This window comes from Ochrobactrum sp. SFR4, assembly GCF_019730395.1.
In the GTDB taxonomy this organism is placed as follows: Bacteria; Pseudomonadota; Alphaproteobacteria; order Rhizobiales; family Rhizobiaceae; genus Pseudochrobactrum.
Genome location: NZ_JAAPBB010000006.1, coordinates 53,343 through 76,078, shown reverse-complemented (window position 1 = coordinate 76,078; position 22,736 = coordinate 53,343). Strand labels below are relative to the sequence as shown.

Below are 22,736 nucleotides of genomic sequence, written 5' to 3'. Positions count from 1 at the left end.
AGCCATGTCCGATACAGTCAAAGCCGAACGTCCGTTTATTCCGGTGGGTATTGCTGTACTGACTGTTTCAGACAGCCGGACATTGGAAACAGATACATCCGGTGCATTTCTTGCCTCCCGTATTGAAGAAGCAGGCCATCTGCTGCGTGACCGGCAGATCGTGACTGATGATGCTGCCAAAATTCGCGAACTGGTTGTGCAATGGTCCAAAAATCCGGCAATTGATGTAGTGATTACCACCGGCGGCACCGGTTTCACCGGACGCGATGTAACGCCTGACGCCTTGGAGCCGGCCTTCGACAAGCGTATGGACGGGTTTTCAGTGATCTTCCATCAGCAATCCTATGCCAAGATCGGCACCTCCACGATCCAATCCCGTGCAACGGCCGGTCTCATCAACCAGACATTTGTTTTTGTGCTGCCGGGCTCCGGCGGTGCCTGCCGCGATGCATGGGACGGTATTCTCGCCCAGCAGCTCGACTATCGCCACCGCCCGTGCAATTTCGTTGAAATCATGCCCCGTCTTGATGAGCATTTGAAACGCAAAAGCTAGAGCATAATTCCTTAAGCTGGGATCGGTTTAAAGTGAAATTATGCTCTAATTTTAAAAGTGTTAGAGCGACCTTTGTGTGCAGGTCTGGCACACGGCGCTCTAATTGCGGAAAAGACATAAATTAAGTTCTTGCTTTGTTCTTATTTTCAGATTAAATTTGAACCATAAACGGCGCATCAGAGTCGCATAATTCGCGCCGTATTCATTGCTTCATTTTGATTGTTTTGCTCCGGTCATGCTGTCACGGCATTTCCGGTAAGGAGAAAGCTATGGCAATTTTACAGGAGGTTTTCGGACCAGCCGATCAGGCCGTCTTCTCCCGTTCGGCTGTCTTCGGATCGGAGCGCACAGATCAGGCAAATGCTATTGTTGACGGCACCGGCTTACGTATTGACCACAGCCGTCGTCGCGGACGTGGTGCCGGTATCAATCCTTCCGGCCGGTTTGAAAGTCAAACACGTATCGACAGTGATGACGGCTGGAATTCACTGGAAGAGCTGGAGCCGTTCAAAACAGAAGTCCAGATCGAAAAGCCACGCACCATCATCACCCGCAATGACTCACCGGATATTAATTTCGACCGCTCAATCAATCCTTATCGCGGTTGCGAGCATGGCTGTATTTATTGCTTCGCACGCCCTACGCACAGCTATATGGGACTGTCTGCCGGTCTTGATTTTGAAACCAAACTTTTTGCCAAACCCAACGCAGCACGACTACTGGAAAAAGAACTTTCCAAAGCCGGTTATATTCCCAAGACGATCGCCATTGGCACCAATACAGACCCTTATCAGCCGGTAGAAAAGAAATGGCGGATTATGCGGGACATATTGAGTGTGCTGGATGCTGCCAACCATCCCGTCGGCATCATTACCAAATCCGCGCTGGTAACCCGCGACATTGATATTCTCGGTTCAATGGCCGAGCGTGGTTTGGCAAAAGTTGCTCTCTCTGTCACCACGATGGATGCCAAACTAGCACGGAATATGGAGCCCCGCGCCTCAACACCAGGCTTGCGTTTACAAGCCATCCGGCAGCTTAATGAAGCAGGTATTCCGGCATCGGTGATGCTTGGCCCGGTGATCCCCGGCATCAACGACCACGAGATTGAACGCATATTGGATGCCGCCTATGCGATGGGCGCGCGCGAAGCCGGATATGTCTTGCTACGCCTGCTTTATGAAGTGGCGCCACTCTTCAAGGACTGGCTGCTGCAGCATTTTCCTGACCGTTACCGCCATGTCATGTCCCTGTTACGCTCAATGCGCGGCGGCAAGGACTATGATGCGGAATGGGGTAAACGGATGCGTGGTGAAGGCCCTTATGCGTGGCAGATTGGCCGCCGCTTTGAGATTACCTGTAAAAAGCTTGGGCTGAATATTCATAAGCGCCGACTGCGTTGTGACCTGTTCGCCCCGCCGCAAACAAGCAGTGTTCAACTCTCGCTTTTCTGATCTGCCCTCCAGCAGATATAGGCTGCCCGTCCTTTTGCCGGCAGCCTTCCACATCGTGCCCCCCTTTTGCGATGTGGCTTGCGGAGAATTAGATAGGATGCAATCTCAGCACATGAGTAAAGCACCATCTGATTCTCCGCTTTTTTCTGAAAAGCGATCAAAATCGCCAGCCAAGACAAAGGCTGACAAGTCTGAAATATTCATACCGGATTACAGGCATGAGCAGCAGTTGCAAGCTCAGGGTTACAAACTGATTGCAGGGCTCGATGAAGTCGGCCGTGGTCCTCTTGCAGGGCCTGTTGTTGCTGCCTGCGTGATCCTTGATCCTGATAATCTGCCTGAAGGTCTGGATGACTCAAAGAGGCTCACCGCTGCCAAGCGCAACCGGCTGTTTGAAACAATTATGGAAAAGGCTGTTGCCGTCACATTATGCAGCCTCAGTGCGCGTGCGATTGATGAAAGCAATATTCTGGCGGCATCCTTGCTGGCGATGAAACGCTGCGTTGATGCGCTGACGGTTCAACCCGATTATGCTTTGATTGACGGTAATAAAACACCAAATGGTCTGCCCTGCCCCGCCATGACGCTGGTGAAAGGGGATCAGCGCTCTCTGACCATTGCTGCAGCCTCTATTGTGGCCAAAGTCACCCGCGACCGGATGATGGAACGCGCCGGTCTTATTCATCCGGCCTATGGTCTTGAGAAACATGCCGGCTACGGCACTGCCGCGCACAGAGATGCGATTGAAACGCAGGGACCGGTTGCCGGTCTACACCGCTACAGCTTTGCGCCGATCAAAGGACGCTGGACGGCCGACGCATAAGTTTCGGCCAGAACAATGCAAATGACTGATATTCAGACATAAAAAAACGCCGCATATTGCGGCGTTTTTTTGAACTTTATGAACTGCAATCAATTCAGGTTGGTTTTAACCTGATCCAGTGATGCTTTGAACATTTCACCGGCAGCTTTTGCGTCCATTTTATTTGCAATCAGCGAACCGGCAGCAGCAACAGCGATTTCCACTGCAGATGCACGAACCTGATTAACAGCATCACTTTCAGCCTGAGCGATTTTCTGTTCAGCCAGTTTGTTGCGGCGAACAATGTAATCTTCCGACTTCGCTTTTGCTTCGCTCAGCAGAGCTGCAGCTTCACGCTGTGCAGCAGCAACGATTTCGCTGGCTTCTTTTTCAGCTTCTTTGCGCTTGCGATGATATTCAGCAAGCAGAGCCTGAGCTTCTTCACGCAGGGTGCGTGCTTCGTCCAGTTCCTTGGCAATATTTGCAGCGCGTTCATCAAGCGAACGGCCGATCATGCCAGGCACTTTAAGATAGGCCAGCAGCGCCAGGAAAATGATCAGACCGACGAGGGCAATAAATGTTGCATCCATAATGGTCTCCCTTACGCGCTGACAGCTTTAACAGCAGCCGAGATTTCAGCTTTATCGGACTTGCCGCCAAGCAGTTTCTCAACGATTTCTGCGGTTGTTTCTTCAGCAATCGAGCCGAGATCGCTCATCGCTTTTGCCTTAATGGCAGCGATGCGTTCTTCAGCTTCAGCCAATTTCTTTTCAAGCGATGCTTCAACGGTTTTGCGTTCGGCATCAATGTCATGCTTTGCCTTGTCACGGGCTTCCTGACCGATAACAGCCGCGCTCTTGCGGGCTTCAGCCAGTTCCTGCTCGTAAGCAGCAATTGCATTGTCAGCATCGGTTTTCAGGCGTGCAGCCTGTTCCAGATCCTGTGCAATACGGTCACGACGCGTTTCGATGACGCCGCCGATACGTGGCAGCACAACGCGCGACATGAACAGATAGAACAGCCCGAAGGTAATCGCGAGCCACAGAAGCTGCGATGCATAATGGGTGGAATCAAATGGTGGAAACACGCCTTTACCGGCATCGTGCGCCACACCTGTTTCAGTGTGCACAACAGAGTTGCCACTGTCAGCTCCCGACACTGGTGCCGGCTGAGAGTCAGTTGCGGTTTGGGCAAACGCCGTGGACACGAACATCCATTTTCCCCTTATCACTCAGGCTTAATAAACGATAACCAGCCGCATATGCCTTCAGGTCTCACAAGGAGATTTTTGCATATGCGGCCGATTTAATCCGGCAGCTTAAGATTAAACTGCGAACAGGAGCAGAAGCGCGATGAGCAGCGAGAAGATGCCCAGAGCTTCAGTTACGGCGAAGCCGAATACCAGACGGCCGAACTGGCTGTCAGCGGCAGACGGATTGCGCAGTGCACCCGAAAGAAAGCTACCGAAAATGTTGCCGAGGCCGAGAGCCGTACCGGCCATACCGAAACAGGCCAGACCTGCGCCGATGTACTTTGCTGCTTCCGCTTCCATGTTAAGCTCCTTCTGGATTGATATAAATGCGGATTTCAGTTCTGGCGGAAACCCGCCGGTGATATTTCAGAGCGACCTGTTATTTCAAAATCATGTGTCAGACACAGGTATTTTCAAAATGCAGAGCCTGATTGGTAGATAGGCAAGACTGCTGCCCGATAACGGACAGCAGTAATTTCAGTTAGTGACCGTCCGGATGAACTGCATCATTGATATACATGCAAGTCAGAACAGTGAACACATAGGCCTGCAGGAATGCGACCAGGAATTCCAGACCGGTAATAGCAACGGTCATAAACAGAGGCAGGATCGCACCACCAACACCGAGCGGACCGAGTGCAGCCATGGAAACCACGAAGCCTGCGAAAATCTTTACGGTGATGTGACCGGCCAGCATACTGGCGAAAAGACGCACAGAGAGACTGATCGGACGGGACAGGAAAGAAATGATTTCAATCGCGGATACCAGCGGCACGATAGCCATAGGAACACCGCTTGGCACGAACAGCTTGAGAAAGCGGAAACCGTGCTTGAAGAAACCGTAAATAATCACTGTTCCGATCACCAGCAGCGCCAGTGCGAAAGTAACAATAATCTGACTGGTTACGGTATAAAAATACGGGAACAGGCCGATAAAGTTTGCTACAAGGATGAATGTGAACAGAGAGAACACAAACGGAAAAAATTTCATCCCATGAGAACCGGCAGAATCCCGCAAAGAGGACGCCACAAACTCATAGGCCATCTCAGAAACTGACTGCAGACGTGTCGGAACAATGCCGCGACCTGCCGATGTCAGAAACAGAAAAGCGGAAGCGGTTACGACAGTCAGCACCATAAAGGCGGACACATTCGTAAACGACAGATCGACACCGCCGACATCGATAGGAATCCATCTGGAAACCTGAAACTGATGGATCGGATCGTTTGCCACCTTAACCTCACCTGTCACCCGTGCCCGAAGGCGTTACATTCATGCCCGAGGGCGCTTCTCAACCGCAAACTTGCGTTCCGGCCTTTTCAGAACACTCAAAAGCAAATTTGCCTGAGCCGCACTGTTGCCTTTACAGGCTTATTCACTGCCGTGCATATGAAGGATAACCTTTATGCACATTATTTTTCTTTCTGTTGCTTATCGCCCACATTATTGCCGCTTTCTGCAACATATCCTGCCGAGCGTAAAACATTCAGAGTACCGGCACCGAATCCCAAGAAGAGAAAGATAATCAATCCCCAAGGGTTCGTACCCAGAACACGGTCAAAAAACCAACCCAGAACCGCACCTACCACGATACCAGCAACAAACTCGCTGGATAATTTCATGGCCTGCGCCATAGAGCTTGCGTTTTTCTCAGCCTGTTCGTCTTTTTTGGTTTCCACCCCCACGCCCTTAGCAGCCAAATGGCTTTCAAGCTTACGAAGACGGTCGTCCAGACTTCCCTGAGCGCCTGCCTGTGATCCGGCCAGAACCGGACCATCAGCTTCGCTTGCCGTATCATCGGATTGCTGAGGCTTTTCGGGTATTTTCCCGACTGCCATTCATGCCTCCTTTGGCAAGAAAACCGAGGTTTTCACCCCACTGTGAAGTCGGCCGCAACATATTAATAGCCAACTCATTCGTCAAGGCACTGTCTGCACAGAAGTTGAAGGTTTTTTGTATTATTAAATCATATACTTAACAGACGGCAGCATGAAGCAGGCCATGAATCCCGCTTCATGCTGTGATTTCAGACAGCGAATCCTTGATAATTCAGCTCCAGCCGCCGCCGTAAGTCCGGTAGAAAACATGCAGGCCGATCTTTTTGACTTTTTCCATTGTTGAAGCCCAGCGAGGACGTACATAAGTCGCATGATAATGGGTCGCCGACCCCACTTCCGGCAGCCAGATCTGACCCGCTGTGACAGCTTTTGCCACCTGCTGCGCCATACGCCAGTGCCCCGGCTCCGTGACACGATGTTTTAAACCGTCACAGGCGAATGAGAACTGACAGGCATTACGCCAGTCTTTGTTCTGATAAACCACGCCGCAGATCGTGGAAGGATAAGCAGGGTTGCGTACGCGGTTGAGAATAACCTGCCCGACAGCGGCCTGACCTTTGACCGGCTCACCGCGCGCTTCGAAGTAAATACCTTCTGCCAGACATTTTTGTTCTGCAGCACTGAATGCTGCCGGTGGCAACGGGGTCGCCGCCCAATTGTGATCCCGCGCACTGATTGGCGGAATAAAGCGGCCATTGTCTTTTTCCGGCACCAGAATGCTCTCGAAAGGCGATGTTTTGGCATAATCCGGCTTGGACGGTGCATAACCCAGCGCCAGCACATCCGGTGTGTCATTGGTAATCAGCGATGCGAGCGCTGTTGGTACCGGCACCACCTGCTTCACTTCCGGACGATGGAAAGCGAGCGTGATTTCCACTTCCTTGCCGCGGATCGGACCTTTGACGAAAGCTGTTTTGACGTCTTTTTTACCGGCTACCGGCTGCATCAGCCTGGGACTCACCGATGAAACCTGCTCGGCGAGCGAGCCTGCATTGAACATACGTGCCGGAGCTTTGGTCTGCACGGAAACCAGACGCCCCTGCTTGTCAGTGCGGCTGATACGTTTTTCATCGGGATTAGGATCGTCGACGCCGCGTTTTCCGCCGGCAACACGCCCGCTCATTACCACACGGCCCACGCCGCTGATATCTGCCGCAGCGCTCAGGCTGCCTGTAACCACTGACGAATCAACAAACGGCATTTCCGCCTGATGAATAGAACCCGCTGGCGCATCCACCATATAGGTTGCCCAGCGACTGCCCGATTGCTCGGCAACACTCATCATACTGGCCATGTCCTGATAGGCTATGACATTGCTTGAATAGAAAAACAGCCCTACTCCGGCGAGAAGCTTTGGCAGGGTCGCTGATTTGCGCTTCTGCTTAACGGTTACGGCCACCGGATAATAACGGCCATCCTGCGGGCAGTAACCCTCTGAAGGATAATACCAGACCTGTGCTGGCTCATTGCCGGATCGGCCGAACAGGGCCCGCAAAGCTACACTACGCACCGGAATACTCCACTCACTCAACAAGATGACTATAGTCAGATAATGATCTATTAACCTTGATGCTTCGTTAACATCGGTAGTGTTTAGTCATTGATTTTATTTATTAATTTTTAATTAACACGAAGATTGCCAGTCACCTTAAGCGGTTAGTTTTTATTGACCTTTCCCGTGGCAGGGCGGCAAAAATCCGGACTTTACCCACAGGGATAGCTCATAAAAAATATTTCTAATTTAGAAAAATCATTAGCCCAAAAATAAACCTGCCGGATCATCAGTGCATGATGATCCGGCAGGTTTAATATTGTCCATTACAGGCTTTAATGCAGAACCGGCTTCGTCAGGCAACCGGAAACTCCCCGCGATAGCGCCTTGGCAACATCGCAGACAGAGTAACGCCGCGAATAAACAGGAACATATTCAGTGCCAGCCACAGGCTGTGATTACCCAGCCAGTCACGGGTGCCGTAAAGCACACCGAAAAAGACAAACAGCGACAGGAACATCATATTGCGCATGTCTTTAGACCAGGATGCACCGATAAAAATACTGTCCATCTGGAAAGCATAAAGACCGGTAAGTGCCGTGAGTGACACCCAAGGCAGATAGTAAACTGCCATCGTGCGGACATCCGGCTCCGTTGTCAGAATATTGACCAGACGATCGCCGAAAGCGAGGAAGATCAGCCCCATGACAAAGGCCATGACCATGCCCCAGAAAAAGGTCAGCTGAATGGAGCGTCGGAAAGCCGGACTGAAACGCGCACCGACTGCCCGCCCTGCCAGCTGTTCAGCAGCAATCGTCACCCCTTCCAGAAAGAAACCGACAACGAGATAGAAATTCATCAGCACCGCATTGGCCGCCAGAGTGATTGTGCCCATTTCATTGCCGACGCGGGCAAAGAATACATAGGTCGACATCAGCAACAGCGAGCGGATCATAATATCGCGGCTGATAACGATCATCCGCCACATACCGGCTTTGTCGAACAGGCGGTTGACATCCAGCTTGCGCAAAGCGCCGCCGCGCCAGATCAGAACAGTCATGCCTGTAATAGCTGCCACGGTTTCGCCGGTGACTGTTGCCCATGCAACGCCGGAAACCTCCCAGCCCAGTCCCAATCCCAGAACCAGCGCCAGAATAATATTGATGCCATTCAGCAGGAATTGCAGCCCCAGACCAAACAAGCCTTTACCACGTCCCAGCAACAAGCCAAGAACTGAGAAATTGATCAGTGCCATTGGTGCCGAAAGCATGCGGATCGACACATATTCGTTCAATGCTTTGGCTGTATCGGATGTAGGCTTAAGAATATCATTAGCCGCATAGAGCGTGAGCGGCAGAAGCGCGATCATCAGCAAACCGGCAATCAGCGCGACAATAATCGCGCGCCAGAACACCATAATTTCTTCTGAACGGTCACCGCGCCCCATGGCTTGCGCAACAAGTCCTGTCGTGCCGGAACGCAAAAAGCCGAAAACCGAAAACAGACAATCAAAGACCAGAGCACCCATAGCCAGACCGCCGAGCATACCGGCATTGCCAAGTTGTCCGATCACACCCGTATCCACCAGCCCGAGCAAAGGCGTGGTCATACCGGCCAATGTCATAGGAATAGCGATCGTCAGCACCATCCGGTGCGTTACGGTGAACGGGCGAACGAGAGACGTTTCTAGCGCGTCATTATCTGGCTTGAACATAGAGCGGTTCCACTTAAAGCGGTCTCAAAGAACCGCTCTATTTGGGTATTAACGCATTGTCCGGCGCAAACCGGCTTCCACTGTTACTGGAAATGCTTAGATACCACACGAATATTGTCAGCGAATAAAAGACCCTGCTGTCAGCCGTGCGTGCTCCTCACCTGAAGATAGTAAGTGCAGATAGTTTTTCCGGTCAGCGCAGAAGATCCTGTACAGTCATATCCTGTTTTACTGCCACGGTCAGCAGGTTTCTGCACTATCACAGCAATTTGTCGCGCCTGTCCGTTTTCGTATTTACGGCAGATCAACACCGTAAAGCATTGCCCAATAAAGATAATGCGGCTTGTCTGCCCGCGCCGCATAGGCAAGACCATAGCGGGTAAAGATCGGATCGAGCAGATTTTTACGGTGACCGGCAGAATTCAGCCAGGCATTCAGCGCATCCGGCACATCTTTCTGACCGGAGGCAACATTTTCTGCAGCAGGGCCTCGGATACCGGCCTGTTTCAGCCTGCCGCCAAAACTGTTTCCCCAGCCGATACTGTGACCGATCTTGCCGTGCTTTGCCATTAACCGTGCCTGATGCAGTGCGGCCTGTTCGAGCTTTGCTTCCGGCATCATCGGCGGCGCACCATATTGGCGGCGCACTTTATTCACCATAGCCACCACATCATCCTCCGCAAAAGCATCGGAGAGCGGCAGGATGACAGGGCTTAACAATAAAGCGCCACCGGCAACCAGTAACCGGCGGCGTGAAATCAGATCAGAAGACAGCAATGTATCAGTCATCGAAAACCATAAATAAAAAAGAAGGATTTTTCAGATGCATTCCCGAAGCCGCTTCACGTCTTCAGCATGCATTTTATTTCCTGTAATTGATAATTCTGAGCAAAATAAAGGCAGGGATCACAACTGCCGCGCCCAGCAGCAGATAATCAGCAAAACGTGACAATGCCGAGAAACCCATATTCCAGATTCTCACGAAGAAATCGCGGATATTCCAGAGAATGTCATAAGGCGTCCAGTTAAAGGCATGCATCACAACGCCGACAATCAGTGACACCAGTATCAGTTTAACGATAACACGACCCGGTGTATCGCCCAGAAAGCGGGTAGCACGGTCAGACATACAAGCACTCCTTTGTTGAGACCAACAAATAAGCGCGAATATCTGAAGAGACAAGCCTTCCTTGTGCCGGATAATTGACGGCTTTATTTTACGCTCAGGTTTCAGCGGCTGTTTTTATAGGTGCGCGGCAGGCTCTGGCTTTGACGCAGGAAAGAGCGGTTCATACTGCGCGTATCCGTAAAGCCGCTGGCGACAGCCACTTCAAGCAGAGATGCATTTCCGCTCATCAGCAATTCCTTGGCGCGCTGCACCCGCAACTCCTCGCGCACTTGAAAGGCCGTTTTGCCCAGTCCCAACCGGAACCCGCGCTCCATCTGACGGGTGGAAATACCAAGTCGGCGTGCAACTTCGGCCATTGCCAGCGGATCTTCCAGCGTTTCCTCAAAAATACGGATTGCCTTGCGGATCATCGGTGAACGCACGCCGTTGAAACTCAGCGCAGGTTGCTCCGATGTCAGTAACTCATAAGGAAACATCAGGATAGAAGCGCTTTTACGTGCCAGCTCCTCAGAGATTTCCGCCTGAATGATGGAGAGTGCCAGTGAAGCAGCGCCCAAACCGCCCGCACAGGTAAAATGCCGGCCACTGCGATGAAACAGACTGGTCGTATCCGCCGTGAACCCGTCAAATAATTGCAGGAAATCGTCTTTATGAAACCAGTTCACGCAGCAATTACGATCTTCCAGCAATCCCGCTTCAGCCACAATGAAGGCTGCGGTGCACAGGCCGATGACATTTTTCTTCTGCCGGTCGGCACGCTTCAACACTTCAATCAGCGTATTTTGTCCCGGCCGGTAATGGGGAAGAACCCCGCCGACAACAACAATATAATCACAATCATCCAGTGCGCCTATCGGGGCGGTTGGTTCCACCGCCATACCGGAGCTGGATTCCACCGGCAGACCGGTCAGCGTGCAGATTTTCCAGCCACAACGGATCTGGCGGCTCTTATCCTTATCATCTGCGGCAAGGCGAAACGGATCGAGAAACAGGCTGAGCGCTGACAAAGTAAAACCGGGCAAAACAACAATACCCAGCGTCAGACGCTGCGTATCTGCCTCTACAGTTTTTTTGGCGAGCTTCTCCGTCTCCATAACTTTGTATTCACTCCCTACCCCGCAACAGCGATAAAGTTGATAGCAAATTTTGTAAAGACCCAAAGCATGTCGCAGCTTAACGGTCTCATTTAACGCCCGCGAATATACGACACGCTCTAACGTCAGCACGCAAATCAGCATTTGCATTTGAAAAATTAATTACGGGTATCAACAAAAATGCTTGCTTCTCCAGCCGCTAGAGCATGCAGCATGAGTGAACTTACAGCTTTGGCTTCAACGAAAACCAGCGGCAGAATTAACGAATATCTGGAAGTTAATATTCTGCAGCTCTGTCAGAAAAGAGGTCTGGAATGTCCCGCTCTCGCCCCTATAACTATCAGGCATCACCGGAAAACAAACGAAAACTGATCGCATTTATGATTATCAGCTTTATTGTCTGGTCACTGGCTTTAATGCTGCTTTATATGGTCGCTGACAGCCTGATAAACTGGGTAACAACCGGCGGCGGTGCCTTGATTGACGCAGGAAAATCCCTCGCCGGCAAGGAAGCTACAACCGTCTTTGAGACGCTTAATCTCACTCAGTTTACCGGGCCTGCAATCGCTCTGCTGCGTGCATCACTCGGCCCTGTCCTTTGGGTCGTCTGGGCACTAGGCGTGGTCATTATTCTGTTTCTTCCCGCCATGTTCAAGCAATTGCAAAGCATCCGGAAAATGCGCGGACACTGAACTGATCATATAATGCGCATGGAGATGCCGCGAAAAGCAGTTCAACGGAAATGTTTTGACAGCTTCAAACCCTGCGCCTGATAGTGCGAACCGAGATCACTGCCGTAAAGCGCCTTTGGTCGTTTGAGCATATGCTCGTAAATCAGGCGGCCGACAATCTGCCCGTGCTCGAGAATAAACGGCACTTCATGACTGCGCACTTCCAGCACTGCGCGGCTCCCCTTGCCACCAGCAGACACATTGCCAAAACCCGGATCGAAGAAACCGGCATAATGTACGCGGAACTCACCGACCAGCGGATCAAAAGGGGTCATTTCCGCAGCATAAAGCGGCGGCACATGCACGGCTTCCTGTGAAACCAGAATGTAAAACTCATCCGGATCAAGCACCAGTTCACGGTGGCCGCGATCATAAATAGGTTCCCAGAAATCCAGCACATCATGCTGCGCGCGTTTATCGACATCAACAACAGACGTATGGTGTTTGCCACGATATCCGATCAGGCCGTTTTCACCACCGCTCAGATCAATCGACAGGGCAATCCCGCCATTGGAAATATTCGGCACAGCGGAAGCCACCAGCGTTTCCGCCGCGTGCAATGCAGCAAGTTCGGCTTCATTGATATGCGCGGTGCCTTTACGGAAACGGATCTGCGACAGACGCGAACCGGTACGCGCCACAATCGGAAATGTGCGCGGGCTGACTTCCAGATACAGCGGACCGTTATAACCGGCAGGCACTTTGTCAAATTCCTGCGCATTATCTGTGATCACACGGGTGAAAATATCAAGGCGACCGGTTGAGCTTTTCGGGTTTGCGGAAGCCGACAATTCCGGTGGCAGTGACAGCCCTTCCAGCAGCGGCACGATATAGACGCAGCCGGTTTCCAGCACCGCACCTTCACGCAAATCAATCTCGTGCAGTTTCAGGCGTTCCAGTTTTTTGGCAACCGGTGTATCCGGCCCCGGCATAAAAGATGCACGGACGCGATAGGCTTTTTCACCAAGACGAAGATCAAGACTGGCAGGCTGTATCTGATCGTGATCCAAGTCCCGCGCTGAAGTCAGCGCACCGGTTTCAAACAGAGCTGCAATATCGCTGTCTGCCAAAATTCCGCTATCTCGGGTCATCATCTGTCCAGTCATAAAATTATATTTTGCCGCAACCTAACCATGAACGGTTAAAAGAGGACTACTGTGATATGCGCATTTACAGATAGATTTCACTCCCCGCTGTCAAGTCCCGTCAAATCGGGTGCTTGACATTATAATCATAACAGTCCTACAAAATCAGTCGTGGTGATTTGGCCGGCCGGCTTGCAGCCACGTTAAAGAAGTCGCTAAATATGGCCGCGGTTCTGAGCCGGTCTTTTTTGTGTCTTCATGCAAAGGCCGGTTTTTTATTGGCCGGTGTGGCCCGAACCCTGCCGACCACCCTTTTAAACAGGTTGGACCGATGACAAAGACACATATTCGTACCCTTCGCCCTGCAACTCAGCTTGTGCATAGCGGCACAACCCGCACGCCTTATGGCGAAACATCAGAAGCACTGTTTCTGACACAGGGTTTTGTTTATGACAGCGCCGAGGCTTGCGAAGCCCGTTTTACCGGCGAAGATCCGGGTTTCATCTATTCCCGTTATGCAAACCCGACGACGGATATGTTTGAAAAGCGCATGTGCGCGATCGAAGGCGCGGAAGAAGCCCGCGCCACTGCTTCCGGCATGGCTGCTGTTGCTGCTGCCATTCTCTGTCAGGTTCGTGCAGGTGATCACGTTTTGGCTGCCAAAGCGATGTTCGGCTCGTGCCGGTACATCATTGAAACCCTGCTGCCAAAATACGGCGTTGAATTCACTCTGATTGACGGCGTGAATATTGAGAACTGGGAAAACGCCATCCGTCCGAATACCAAAGTGCTGTTTCTGGAAAGCCCGACCAATCCGACACTGGAAGTGATGGATATCGCCAGAATTGCAGGCATTGCCAATAGTGTCGGTGCCAAGCTGATCGTCGACAATGTGTTTGCCACTCCGCTCTATCAGCGGCCACTGGCGCTCGGCGCCCATATTGTTGTCTATTCTGCCACCAAACATATTGACGGTCAGGGACGTTGCCTCGGCGGTGTTGTTCTGTCTGACCGCGAATGGATTACTGAAGTTCTGCAGGATTATTTCCGCCATACCGGTCCGGGTCTCAGTCCGTTCAATGCGTGGACAATGCTCAAAGGCCTGGAAACACTCGCCGTGCGCGTGGAAGCGCAGACCAGATCCGCTGCAAAAGTCGCTGACTTTCTGGCCGAGCAGAATGCCATTGCCCGTGTGATTTATCCGGGTCGTAAGGATCATCCGCAGGCAGACATTATCGCCAAACAGATGGCCGGCGGCTCAACCATGATCGCGCTTGAACTTAAAGGCGGCAAGAAAGCAGCTTTTGCTTTTGAAAATGCGCTGGAAGTCATCCGCATTTCCAACAATCTCGGCGATGCGAAAAGCCTGATTACCCATCCGGCGACCTCAACACATAAAAACCTCAGCGATGAAGCCAAAGCAGAACTCGGCATTACTGACGGACTGTTGCGCCTTTCTATCGGCTTGGAAGATGCAGAGGATCTGATTGACGATATTGGCTTTGCACTGAAAGCGGCTCAAGGCTAAACTGGTATGCGGCTGTCGGTTTCACGATAGCCGCAACACTCCTGCCATTCTGAGTGGTTCTTATGTATCGCGCAATTACCGAGAATATCGAAGTCACCGTTGAGCCGTTTTATCTGGAAGAGCAATCTTCACCGGATGAATCCCGTTATGTCTGGGCTTATCGGGTAACGATTATCAATCATTCGGATATTCCGGTGCAGTTGCGCTCACGGACATGGAAAATCACCGATGCCCACGGGCGGACTGAAGAAGTCCGCGGCCCCGGTGTTGTGGGTGAAGAACCGTTTCTGAAACCGGGGGACAGCTATCAATATTCGTCCGGCTGCCCGCTGACGACTTCATCCGGCATGATGTCCGGCAGCTATATGATGCAAAATCATGAAAGCGGCAGTCCTGATGAGGGCAAATTGTTCCCCATTACTATTCCGGCATTTTCGCTCGATATGCCGGGACACAGGCCGGTGCTCAACTAATTATAGTGTTCTGATCATCGCCACACGGCGCTCAACCGGCAAGCCGATAGACTCTTCCAGTTCAGCAATGGAACGGAAACGCGCATTATATTCCGATACCGGCAATACCTGATAGCCACAGCTTTCATAAAAAGGCCGGTTCCACGGCACATCGCCAAATGTCGTCAGGCTAAGGCTTGAGCATCCCTGCGCTTTAGCAATGTCAGCCGCTGCATCCAGCAATTTACGACCAAACCCGCGCCGTTGGAAATCCTGATGCACAGATAGCTCCCATACATGCAGGCAATTCTCGTCCGGCATAGCTTCCGCCACCAGAAAGCCGCCAAGCACAGTGTCGCATTCTGCAACCAGCACATGACCTTTTTGCATAAAATCCAGATGCTGCTCAGCAGACATGACCGGCATATCGAGAATGAACTGCAAAGACGGATCAGCTGCAAATGTTGAAGCTGCAGAGCGTTCAATCTCCGGCAGCACCGCAGCGTCAGATGGCAGTGCCTGCCGTATCAGGCAGGCACTTTTGTCATGCTCCGCACTCATTGTGTTACGTTAATTTCCGACGGGTCAAAATCATAGCGGCTGGAGCAGAACTCACAGGTCACCGAGATTTTACCATTCTCAGTGCTGTGTTCGATTTCTTCAGCCGAAAAGCCTTTGAGCACACCGAAAATCTTATCCCGCGAACAGGCACAATGATCGACAACTTTCGTGCCCTCATAAACGCGCACGCCGCGCTCATGGAACAGACGATAAAGCAGACGTTCAGACGGCACCTGCGGGTCAGTCAACTCGGAATCCTCAATGGTCGCAACCAGTGAGCGGGCTTCCTGCCATTCATCCTCAACCGGAGCCTGCTCAGCCTCAGTGCCATTCGGATTATCACCGCCATGCAGATCATTCTGGCGCGCACGCAATTCGGACTGCGGCAGAAACTGCACCATCAGACCTCCGGCGCGCCATTGTTCGATCGCTTTGCCATCGGCGCCGCGCTCGAAAAGCTTGGCAACAGCCAGCTGTACTTCAGTTGCAATCTGCTCAGACTGCATGAAGTAATTGCGTGCAATATCTTCCAGCGACGAGCCGTCCAGTGCAACAATACCCTGATAGCGTTGAGTGAACTCACCCTGATCGACCGTCAGCGCCAGCGTACCCTTACCCAGCAGTTCTTCCGGCTTGATTTTACCGGCAGCCACAAACTCTGCCACACGCTCTTCGTCAAAACGGGCATAGGCGCGGATTGCATCCGGCGTGCGGAAATCCACCACCAGCATATCCACCGGACCATCCGAGCGGGTCTGAAAGATGAATTTGCCTTCAAATTTCAGCGATGTGCCAAGAAGCACAGTCAGAACTGCGGCTTCGCCCAACAGGCGGGACACAACTTCCGGATAATTATGGCGTTTCAGAATAGCATCCAGCGCCGCGCCGAGCTGCACTGTGCGGCCGCGCACATCCAGACCTTCAACCTGAAAAGGCACAACAACATCATCACCGGACAGGGTAATATGGTCTGGCATCGGGCTATCAATCATCATCTGGTCTGTACTGGTCTGGTTATTCATCACTTGTCTCTTTTCATTGGCTGCCTCGGGTACTGCCACTGGGGCTGCATCACTGCGCCATAAATAACACACGGCTCGCAGGCGTTATACGACCTGCAAGCCGTGGTTAAATCTTCAAATCAGGATCAGGGCAGCCGATCCATACGTTATCCTATAGATAAGAAGCGATCAGCGTCCTTCAAGACACCAGGTCAAAATCGCTTTTTGCGCATGCATACGGTTTTCCGCCTCATCAAAGACCACGGATTGCGGACCGTCGATCACCTCATCCGTCACTTCCTCGCCGCGATGTGCCGGCAGACAGTGCATGAACAGCGCATCTTTGTTGGCTTTCGCCATCAGATCCGCATTCACCTGATACGGCATAAAAACATTATTGCCGCGCGCATTATCTTCCTGCCCCATCGATACCCATGTATCGGTCACGATGCAATCAGAACCGGCCACAGCCTTTTCGGCACTGGTGGTCGAAAAAATTTTAGCGCCTTGTCTGTTTGCCCAATCAACGAAACGCGGCAGCGGCTCACTGCCCGAAGGTGTGGCAATATTCAGACGAAAATCAAACTGTGCCGCAGCTTCGATGAAAGAATGCAACACATTATTGCCGTCTCCGCTCCATGTCACCGTGCGGCCTTTGATCGGCCCGCGATGTTCTTCAAAGGTCAGAATATCGGCCATGATCTGACACGGATGAGTATCATCGGTCAGCGCGTTGATAACCGGCACGGTCGCATGCTCGGCAAGTTCGAGCATGCGATCATGAGAGGTTGTACGGATCATAATGGCATCGACAAAGCGTGACAAAACTTTAGCTGTGTCCGCAATGGTTTCACTGCGGCCAAGCTGCATTTCCGAACCGGTCAGCATGATTGTTTCGCCGCCGAGCTGGCGCATACCCACATCAAAAGAGACGCGGGTTCGCGTTGACGGCTTTTCAAAAATCATAGCCAGAACTTTACCGTCAAGCGGCTTATCGCGCTCACCGGCCTTTAATCGTTCTTTGCGGGCACGTGCTTCATCGAGGATGAAGCGCAGATCCTGCGGGCTGACTGCAGAGAGATCGGTAAAATGCTTTAAAGTCTTATCATTTGCCATTATCAGTCACCGTTATGCAGGAGCTTTGGAAAGCTTGGCTGCAACCTTTTCAATCCGGTTCAGGGCTTCACGCATATCATCTGCTGTCACTGTCAGCGGTGGCAGCAGACGCACAACATTGTCACCAGCGCCAACACTGAGCATATGTTCTGCGCGCAATCCGGTGATCACATCTGTATTTGGTACGGCGCATTTGAGGCCGATCATCAGGCCTTTACCACGCACGTCAGTAAATACATCCGGATAACGGTCGATGATCGACGCCATCCCCTGACGGAACTGCGATGCCATTTCATTAACATGGTCAAAGAAACCATCGGCCAGCATCACATCCAGTACAGCCTCACCGACGGCCATAGCCAGCGGATTGCCGCCATAGGTGGTGCCATGCACACCTGCAACCATACCTTTGGCTGCTTCAGCAGTCGCCAGGCAGGCACCCATAGGGAAACCGCCACCGATACCTTTGGCAGTTGCCAGCAGGTCAGGCTCAATACCTGCCCATTCATAGGCATAGAATTTGCCGGTACGGCCAACGCCGGTCTGCACTTCATCCAAAATCAGCAACAGGCCGTTTTCGTCGCAGATCTGACGGATCAGACGCAGAAATTCATTTGAGAAGGAGCGAAGACCGCCCTCGCCCTGTACCGGTTCCAGAAGGATAGCCGCGGTTTCCGGTGTAATAGCAGCGCGCAGGGCAGCTTCATCACCGAACGGCACCTGATCAAAACCATCAACCTTCGGGCCGAAACCTTCCAGATATTTGGCCTGACCACCGGCTGCGATGGTTGCCAGTGTACGACCGTGGAAAGCACCTTCAAAAGTAACGATGCGGTAACGCTCAGGCTGACCATTGGCAAAATGATAGCGGCGCGCGGTTTTAATCGCGCATTCCAGAGCTTCGGCACCGGAATTGGTGAAAAAGACTTTATCGGCAAATGTATTGTCGACGAGACGCTGACCAAGACGCTCCTGACCCGGCACTTCATAAACATTGGACAGGTGCCACAATTTGGCGGCCTGATCCTGAAGTGTCTTCACCAGATGAGGATGGCTGTGTCCGAGTGAATTTACAGCAATGCCGGCTGCGAAATCGAGATAGCGTTCGCCGCCCTCGGTAATCAGCCAAACGCCCTCCCCTCGCTCAAAGCGCAACGCTGCACGATTATAGGTGTCGTAAAGCGGGTGCACAGTCGCAGTCGTCATGCCAATAAGGCCTCCAAAGCCTTTAAATTGAAGCGGGCATCAACATCATTCTTCACCGGTCTCCGTGAGTTCTCTCAAACTCCCCCCGAGAAGCGGTTGTTGCGCGCAGATGAAATCAAAAAGCCGCCCTCAGGGCGGCTCGACAATGCACTATTGTTCGCCAATATATAAATGTCAATCAAAGACCGCGGCTCCCCGGAGTGAAAACCGCCCCCTTAAAATGTGCAAAATGTCGCTGTAGCGCAATTTTCTTCCACGGGGCTCAACAAGGGATCCGGCCTGAACAACAGACCGGTACAACCATAATTGTCAATTTTTAGCCCTGCCCTTGTGAAATAAACTCCGAAGTGTTGCACGAAAACCTTGTATTTAAAAAAAACCGGTCTATTAAATGCCCGCTGATCTCCAAGGTTGGGGAAAACCATTTCAGCACCGGGCGCCGCGCTTGTCACGGAGTCCTTGCTTAAGGTAGTTTCATATTAAAGTAAGACTAGATTTAGTGCGACAGCGCCAGCTGTCCGGTACATATGGTGCCTGCTTGGACGGGCCCGCAAAAACGATAACCGGACGCTATAAAGATTATAAAGAACGGAGCCTGAGCCACAATGAACTGGACAGATGAACGCGTCGAGCTTCTCAAGAAATTGTGGAGTGAAGGTCTGAGTGCAAGCCAGATCGCAGCCCAGCTGGGCGGCGTCAGCCGCAATGCGGTGATCGGGAAAGTGCACCGGCTTAAACTATCCGGACGCGGCAAAACCACAACCGCCGCGCCACGCAGCAAGAAACCGGCCCCCGCTCCGGTCGCTGCACCACGCCCGACAACGACATCAAGCAGCAGCATGTCATCCGGCAGTGCAAGCGCACCGCAGCCAACGATGCGTGCCACAGTGATGAAAACCTCCGGTGCCGCTGCACTGCAGGCAGAAGTTCTGGCTGATGCCGTTGCGGAACCGATTATCCGTCACAATGAAAATGTCGTTGTGCCGATTTCCCGTCACCTGACCCTGTTGCAGCTGACAGAACGCACATGCAAATGGCCGGTCGGTGATCCGCTGCATGAAGATTTCCACTTCTGCGGTCATGAATCCGGTGAATCCAGCCCTTATTGCAGCTATCATTCCAAGCTGGCTTTCCAGCCGACTGCAGAGCGCCGCCGCGCCCGCTAATCGGACGAACAATGCAAACAAAAGGCGCTTTTCAGCGCCTTTTTTATTGTCCTGATATCCGGTGCATCATGCACAAGTGGCATTAATTCATCCGTATATAGTGCAAAGGCATAGCAGGAAATGCACTGTTTTTTTTCACCTCCCAACGCACAAAGCTCAAAGCAGGCGCTGATAAACCGCCAAAGTCTGATCTGCGATTCCTGACCAGCTATAGTTTTTTGCAATTTCCGCACCCTGCTCAGCCGCCTGCTCAGCGCTGAAAGGGTGATCCAGTTTTTCAGCCATTTGCTTTGCCAAGGCCTGCGTATCTCCGAGAGGGAAATAATCCGCCTCCGGTAAGCCGACCTCAAGATTGGCGGTAATATCACTGGCAAGAACCGGCAATCCGTAGCCCATCGCCTCCATCATCGCGATTGGCATACCTTCATGACTGGACGGCAGCACGAACAAAGCTGCATTGCTGTAAAGCGCTGTCAGATCATCACCGCGCTGCATGCCGGTGAGCACGACATTCGGCGTTTTGGCGGCCAAGGCTTTCACCTGATCGACATAGGGTGATTGATGATCGGCAGCACCGACAATCGCCAGTTTCTTATCCGTGTGATAACCCGCAGCCTGCATGGCAGCAAAAGCGGCAATCAAATCATGCTGGTTCTTTTCCGGCACGATACGGGCAACCATCACCACATATTTCTTTTGCTCCAGTGCAAATGTCTGCAACACAGTGCTTGCACCACCGGCTTCCCGTAAGGTCACACCATTGGGAATAAATTGTGCGGAGACCTGATAACGCTCTGCCATAGCCTCAGCAATATGACGGGAAACGGCTATCCGCTGACTGGCAAAACGCATCCCTGCCCATTCGCCGGTTTTGAGCATTTTACGGGCAAGCCCGCCCCATTTATCGCGGTTATAATCAAAACCATGATGGGTGACGACGGTTTTAAGCCCAAGTAATCGTGCCAAAGGGGTCAGCAAAGCCGGGCCTATCGCATGAATATGCAGGATGTCAGGACGGCGCACTGCCGCCACCAGCACTCCAAGAAATGTATGGGCAATCGCTTCAAATTTCGTGGAAAGCGGTGCCCAGAGCGGCGTAACCTGCACGCCCTCCCACTGATAAGGCTTTTTCTGGGTCAGATAGGGTTTGCGTCCCAGCACTTCGACATCCCAGCCTTTTTCAACAAAAACGCGGGCAAGCTCTTCAACATGCTTCTCCACACCGCCTTGCACTTGCGGCACACCACGCAAACCGAGCATCATCACTTTGGGGCGCTTACTCATGCGCGTACTCCCAGATCAGCGTAAAGAGCGAGCATACGATTACGATAGGCTTCAGCCGAGAATTCATTCAAAATCCATTCACGCCCGGCCAGCCCCATCCGGTTACGATCCGCAAGCGGCATAGCAGCCATATGGCTTAGTTGTGCTGCCAGATCATCAGCATTACCGGCTTCGGCAGTCAGTCCGGTCTTACCTTCACGGATCATTTCCGGAATACCGCCAATACGTGCGCCGATCACCGGTGTGCCCAGCGCATAGGCCTCCAGAATGCTGACCGGTGCATTTTCATACCATTCTGACGGCAGAACCAGCGCCCTTGCCTCACCGATCAGACGATGCAGCTTTTCGCCGGTCACATAACCGGCGAAAGTTACCGGCGCGTTGAGTTCCGCTGCCAGCGCTTTTAATTCCGCCTCATCAGGACCCGTACCGGCAATGACCAATTTCACAGCGGATTTTGCCGCTGCGGTAATAAGCGTTTTGAGACCTTTTTCCGGTGCTAAGCGACCGGCAAACAGCAGATAATCCTGCGCCTCATAAACCGGCTTCAGATGATCAGTCTCAACAAAATTCGGAATATAAACCAGCTGCTCCTGAGGCCAGCCCCATTCAATCAGCTTCTCACGGTAGAAACGGCTCGGCACAACGAAACGATCAACTTTATTGCGGTAAAGGCCGAGCATCCGGTGAACGGCAGTTTCGACAAAAACCAGTCCGCTGAGCGAAACAGACCCTTTAATGCAGCGATTGGCGACAACATTATAAATACGGCCACCCTTGCACTGTTCACAAACATGGCCGTCAACCAGCATTTTATAAGCGGGACAGGCTAGTTTCAGATCATGCACTGTCATTACAACCGGAATATTATGCTGCTTCAGCGTCGCAAAAATTGATGGCGACAAATGATGATAGACATTATGTGCATGAGCGATATCCGGCTTCGCAGCTTCCAGCAATTGGTTCAGATTTTGCTGCGCCTCGCGGGAATAAATGATCTTGGCAGCCTGCTTAACCTTGGTCAGCGCAGAGCTTTCACGGCCATATTCAATTTCAGACACAAAATAGCGCGACCAGTCTGACGGCAGGTTTTCCGGATGCTGCATGGCAAAAGGCACAGCATCCCAGCCGATATCCTCAAACAGGCTCATATGATCGAGAAAGATCGCTTCCGCCCCGCCACGCCGGTAAAAATAATTATTAATGGCAAGCAAACGCATCTGCTTCACATCAGAGATCATGAAATTCCCCATACCGGCAAAAGGATAATACAGGCC

General features: G+C 52.0%; 24 protein-coding genes and 1 riboswitch. Of the genes, 7 read left to right on the top strand and 17 right to left on the bottom strand.

The features are described 5' to 3' along the window. Positions 1–4 precede the first annotated feature (4 nt). The 3 genes from moaB (at position 5) to rnhB (ending at position 2,830) form a co-directional block, all read left to right on the top strand. Entirely contained in the window at positions 5–553 is a 549-nt protein-coding gene (gene moaB, locus HBA93_RS09415) for a molybdenum cofactor biosynthesis protein B (RefSeq protein WP_122092070.1), read from the top strand. A 269-nt stretch (positions 554–822) separates the two neighbouring features. Then, on the top strand, positions 823–2,007 hold the full coding sequence (locus HBA93_RS09410; protein ID WP_221723105.1) for a PA0069 family radical SAM protein: 1,185 nt from the start codon (positions 823–825) through the stop codon (positions 2,005–2,007). A 112-nt stretch (positions 2,008–2,119) separates the two neighbouring features. Further along, positions 2,120–2,830 carry a ribonuclease HII gene (gene rnhB, locus HBA93_RS09405; protein ID WP_221723104.1) on the top strand — a complete coding sequence of 237 codons (711 nt, stop codon included), beginning with the start codon at positions 2,120–2,122 and terminating at the stop codon, positions 2,828–2,830. A gap of 89 nt (positions 2,831–2,919) precedes the next feature. On the opposite strand, the gene HBA93_RS09400 is transcribed toward rnhB, so the two are convergent. From HBA93_RS09400 to HBA93_RS09355, 10 genes are all read right to left on the bottom strand, one after another. After that, on the bottom strand, positions 2,920–3,399 hold the full coding sequence (locus HBA93_RS09400) for a F0F1 ATP synthase subunit B (protein ID WP_121993738.1): 480 nt from the start codon (positions 3,397–3,399) through the stop codon (positions 2,920–2,922). 11 nt (positions 3,400–3,410) lie between these two features. Continuing rightward, positions 3,411–4,022, bottom strand: a complete 612-nt coding sequence (locus HBA93_RS09395) for a F0F1 ATP synthase subunit B (protein ID WP_022711132.1) — start codon at positions 4,020–4,022, stop codon at positions 3,411–3,413. 111 nt (positions 4,023–4,133) lie between these two features. Next, positions 4,134–4,361 carry a F0F1 ATP synthase subunit C gene (locus HBA93_RS09390; protein WP_022711131.1) on the bottom strand — a complete coding sequence of 76 codons (228 nt, stop codon included), beginning with the start codon at positions 4,359–4,361 and terminating at the stop codon, positions 4,134–4,136. A gap of 181 nt (positions 4,362–4,542) precedes the next feature. Beyond that, complete coding sequence (locus HBA93_RS09385; protein ID WP_022711130.1) at positions 4,543–5,295, bottom strand: F0F1 ATP synthase subunit A; 753 nt, start codon at positions 5,293–5,295, stop codon at positions 4,543–4,545. 179 nt (positions 5,296–5,474) lie between these two features. Next, the gene (locus tag HBA93_RS09380; RefSeq protein WP_122092067.1) at positions 5,475–5,900 is read right to left on the bottom strand and encodes an AtpZ/AtpI family protein; all 426 of its coding nucleotides are present in this window, start codon (positions 5,898–5,900) and stop codon (positions 5,475–5,477) included. A gap of 211 nt (positions 5,901–6,111) precedes the next feature. Beyond that, positions 6,112–7,410, bottom strand: a complete 1,299-nt coding sequence (locus tag HBA93_RS09375; protein WP_122092066.1) for a cell wall hydrolase — start codon at positions 7,408–7,410, stop codon at positions 6,112–6,114. Between the two features lie 337 nt (positions 7,411–7,747). Beyond that, complete coding sequence (locus HBA93_RS09370) at positions 7,748–9,106, bottom strand: MATE family efflux transporter (protein WP_221723103.1); 1,359 nt, start codon at positions 9,104–9,106, stop codon at positions 7,748–7,750. Positions 9,107–9,400: 294 nt separating this feature from the next. Then, complete coding sequence (locus HBA93_RS09365; protein WP_221723102.1) at positions 9,401–9,895, bottom strand: CAP domain-containing protein; 495 nt, start codon at positions 9,893–9,895, stop codon at positions 9,401–9,403. Between the two features lie 73 nt (positions 9,896–9,968). After that, positions 9,969–10,235, bottom strand: a complete 267-nt coding sequence (locus HBA93_RS09360; protein ID WP_022711125.1) for a DUF6460 domain-containing protein — start codon at positions 10,233–10,235, stop codon at positions 9,969–9,971. 101 nt (positions 10,236–10,336) lie between these two features. Further along, positions 10,337–11,329 carry a GlxA family transcriptional regulator gene (locus tag HBA93_RS09355; protein ID WP_121993733.1) on the bottom strand — a complete coding sequence of 331 codons (993 nt, stop codon included), beginning with the start codon at positions 11,327–11,329 and terminating at the stop codon, positions 10,337–10,339. Positions 11,330–11,643: 314 nt separating this feature from the next. On the opposite strand from HBA93_RS09355, the gene HBA93_RS09350 reads away from it, so the two are divergent. Continuing rightward, a complete protein-coding gene (locus HBA93_RS09350) occupies positions 11,644–12,021 on the top strand; it encodes a hypothetical protein (protein ID WP_221723101.1) in 378 nt (125 codons plus the stop codon). Positions 12,022–12,062: 41 nt separating this feature from the next. Here the strand turns inward: HBA93_RS09350 and HBA93_RS09345 are convergent, their stop codons facing one another. Beyond that, positions 12,063–13,154 carry a 2'-deoxycytidine 5'-triphosphate deaminase gene (locus HBA93_RS09345; protein ID WP_221723100.1) on the bottom strand — a complete coding sequence of 364 codons (1,092 nt, stop codon included), beginning with the start codon at positions 13,152–13,154 and terminating at the stop codon, positions 12,063–12,065. A gap of 152 nt (positions 13,155–13,306) precedes the next feature. Then, positions 13,307–13,386, top strand: a riboswitch (SAM riboswitch). 90 nt (positions 13,387–13,476) lie between these two features. Between HBA93_RS09345 and HBA93_RS09340 the strand changes: the two genes are divergently transcribed. Together HBA93_RS09340 and apaG are read left to right on the top strand one after the other, a co-directional pair. After that, entirely contained in the window at positions 13,477–14,673 is a 1,197-nt protein-coding gene (locus HBA93_RS09340) for an O-succinylhomoserine sulfhydrylase (RefSeq protein WP_221723099.1), read from the top strand. Positions 14,674–14,735: 62 nt separating this feature from the next. After that, positions 14,736–15,146 (top strand): Co2+/Mg2+ efflux facilitator ApaG/CorD, encoded by a 411-nt coding sequence (gene apaG / locus HBA93_RS09335; protein WP_221723098.1) that lies wholly within the window; start codon positions 14,736–14,738, stop codon positions 15,144–15,146. On the opposite strand, the gene HBA93_RS09330 is transcribed toward apaG, so the two are convergent. The 4 genes from HBA93_RS09330 to HBA93_RS09315 form a co-directional block, all read right to left on the bottom strand. After that, positions 15,147–15,686: a GNAT family N-acetyltransferase gene (locus HBA93_RS09330; RefSeq protein ID WP_221723097.1), complete on the bottom strand. Its 540-nt coding sequence runs from the start codon at positions 15,684–15,686 to the stop codon at positions 15,147–15,149. Next, the gene (locus HBA93_RS09325; protein ID WP_286201855.1) at positions 15,683–16,681 is read right to left on the bottom strand and encodes an Hsp33 family molecular chaperone; all 999 of its coding nucleotides are present in this window, start codon (positions 16,679–16,681) and stop codon (positions 15,683–15,685) included. Before HBA93_RS09325 ends, HBA93_RS09330 begins: the two co-directional genes overlap by 4 nt. Before the next feature lie 195 nt (positions 16,682–16,876). Further along, the gene (argF, locus tag HBA93_RS09320) at positions 16,877–17,803 is read right to left on the bottom strand and encodes an ornithine carbamoyltransferase (RefSeq protein WP_121993729.1); all 927 of its coding nucleotides are present in this window, start codon (positions 17,801–17,803) and stop codon (positions 16,877–16,879) included. 12 nt (positions 17,804–17,815) lie between these two features. After that, positions 17,816–19,009: an aspartate aminotransferase family protein gene (locus HBA93_RS09315; RefSeq protein WP_121993728.1), complete on the bottom strand. Its 1,194-nt coding sequence runs from the start codon at positions 19,007–19,009 to the stop codon at positions 17,816–17,818. 605 nt (positions 19,010–19,614) lie between these two features. Between HBA93_RS09315 and HBA93_RS09310 the strand changes: the two genes are divergently transcribed. Next, positions 19,615–20,175: a GcrA family cell cycle regulator gene (locus HBA93_RS09310; RefSeq protein WP_022711114.1), complete on the top strand. Its 561-nt coding sequence runs from the start codon at positions 19,615–19,617 to the stop codon at positions 20,173–20,175. Positions 20,176–20,331: 156 nt separating this feature from the next. On the opposite strand, the gene HBA93_RS09305 is transcribed toward HBA93_RS09310, so the two are convergent. Beyond that, positions 20,332–21,459 carry a glycosyltransferase family 4 protein gene (locus HBA93_RS09305; protein WP_286201840.1) on the bottom strand — a complete coding sequence of 376 codons (1,128 nt, stop codon included), beginning with the start codon at positions 21,457–21,459 and terminating at the stop codon, positions 20,332–20,334. Then, positions 21,456–22,700, bottom strand: a complete 1,245-nt coding sequence (locus HBA93_RS09300; RefSeq protein WP_286201854.1) for a glycosyltransferase family 4 protein — start codon at positions 22,698–22,700, stop codon at positions 21,456–21,458. The genes HBA93_RS09305 and HBA93_RS09300 overlap by 4 nt, the downstream gene beginning before the upstream one ends. Positions 22,701–22,736: the final 36 nt, after the last annotated feature.

Bases quoted from the DNA above. Each gene is read 5' to 3' on its own strand.
- HBA93_RS09305 (WP_286201840.1), bottom strand. From the start codon at position 21,459: ATGAGTAAGCGCCCCAAAGTGATGATGCTCGGTTTGCGTGGTGTGCCG.
- HBA93_RS09370 (WP_221723103.1), bottom strand. From the start codon at position 9,106: ATGTTCAAGCCAGATAATGACGCGCTAGAAACGTCTCTCGTTCGCCCG.
- HBA93_RS09325 (WP_286201855.1), bottom strand. From the start codon at position 16,681: ATGATGATTGATAGCCCGATGCCAGACCATATTACCCTGTCCGGTGAT.
- HBA93_RS09400 (WP_121993738.1), bottom strand. From the start codon at position 3,399: ATGGATGCAACATTTATTGCCCTCGTCGGTCTGATCATTTTCCTGGCG.
- HBA93_RS09300 (WP_286201854.1), bottom strand. From the start codon at position 22,700: ATGATCTCTGATGTGAAGCAGATGCGTTTGCTTGCCATTAATAATTAT.
- HBA93_RS09345 (WP_221723100.1), bottom strand. From the start codon at position 13,154: ATGATGACCCGAGATAGCGGAATTTTGGCAGACAGCGATATTGCAGCT.
- apaG (WP_221723098.1), top strand. From the start codon at position 14,736: ATGTATCGCGCAATTACCGAGAATATCGAAGTCACCGTTGAGCCGTTT.
- HBA93_RS09410 (WP_221723105.1), top strand. From the start codon at position 823: ATGGCAATTTTACAGGAGGTTTTCGGACCAGCCGATCAGGCCGTCTTC.
- HBA93_RS09355 (WP_121993733.1), bottom strand. From the start codon at position 11,329: ATGGAGACGGAGAAGCTCGCCAAAAAAACTGTAGAGGCAGATACGCAG.
- argF (WP_121993729.1), bottom strand. From the start codon at position 17,803: ATGGCAAATGATAAGACTTTAAAGCATTTTACCGATCTCTCTGCAGTC.
- HBA93_RS09330 (WP_221723097.1), bottom strand. From the start codon at position 15,686: ATGAGTGCGGAGCATGACAAAAGTGCCTGCCTGATACGGCAGGCACTG.
- HBA93_RS09395 (WP_022711132.1), bottom strand. From the start codon at position 4,022: ATGTTCGTGTCCACGGCGTTTGCCCAAACCGCAACTGACTCTCAGCCG.
- HBA93_RS09390 (WP_022711131.1), bottom strand. From the start codon at position 4,361: ATGGAAGCGGAAGCAGCAAAGTACATCGGCGCAGGTCTGGCCTGTTTC.
- HBA93_RS09315 (WP_121993728.1), bottom strand. From the start codon at position 19,009: ATGACGACTGCGACTGTGCACCCGCTTTACGACACCTATAATCGTGCA.
- moaB (WP_122092070.1), top strand. From the start codon at position 5: ATGTCCGATACAGTCAAAGCCGAACGTCCGTTTATTCCGGTGGGTATT.
- HBA93_RS09310 (WP_022711114.1), top strand. From the start codon at position 19,615: ATGAACTGGACAGATGAACGCGTCGAGCTTCTCAAGAAATTGTGGAGT.
- HBA93_RS09380 (WP_122092067.1), bottom strand. From the start codon at position 5,900: ATGGCAGTCGGGAAAATACCCGAAAAGCCTCAGCAATCCGATGATACG.
- HBA93_RS09340 (WP_221723099.1), top strand. From the start codon at position 13,477: ATGACAAAGACACATATTCGTACCCTTCGCCCTGCAACTCAGCTTGTG.
- rnhB (WP_221723104.1), top strand. From the start codon at position 2,120: ATGAGTAAAGCACCATCTGATTCTCCGCTTTTTTCTGAAAAGCGATCA.
- HBA93_RS09365 (WP_221723102.1), bottom strand. From the start codon at position 9,895: ATGACTGATACATTGCTGTCTTCTGATCTGATTTCACGCCGCCGGTTA.
- HBA93_RS09350 (WP_221723101.1), top strand. From the start codon at position 11,644: ATGTCCCGCTCTCGCCCCTATAACTATCAGGCATCACCGGAAAACAAA.
- HBA93_RS09360 (WP_022711125.1), bottom strand. From the start codon at position 10,235: ATGTCTGACCGTGCTACCCGCTTTCTGGGCGATACACCGGGTCGTGTT.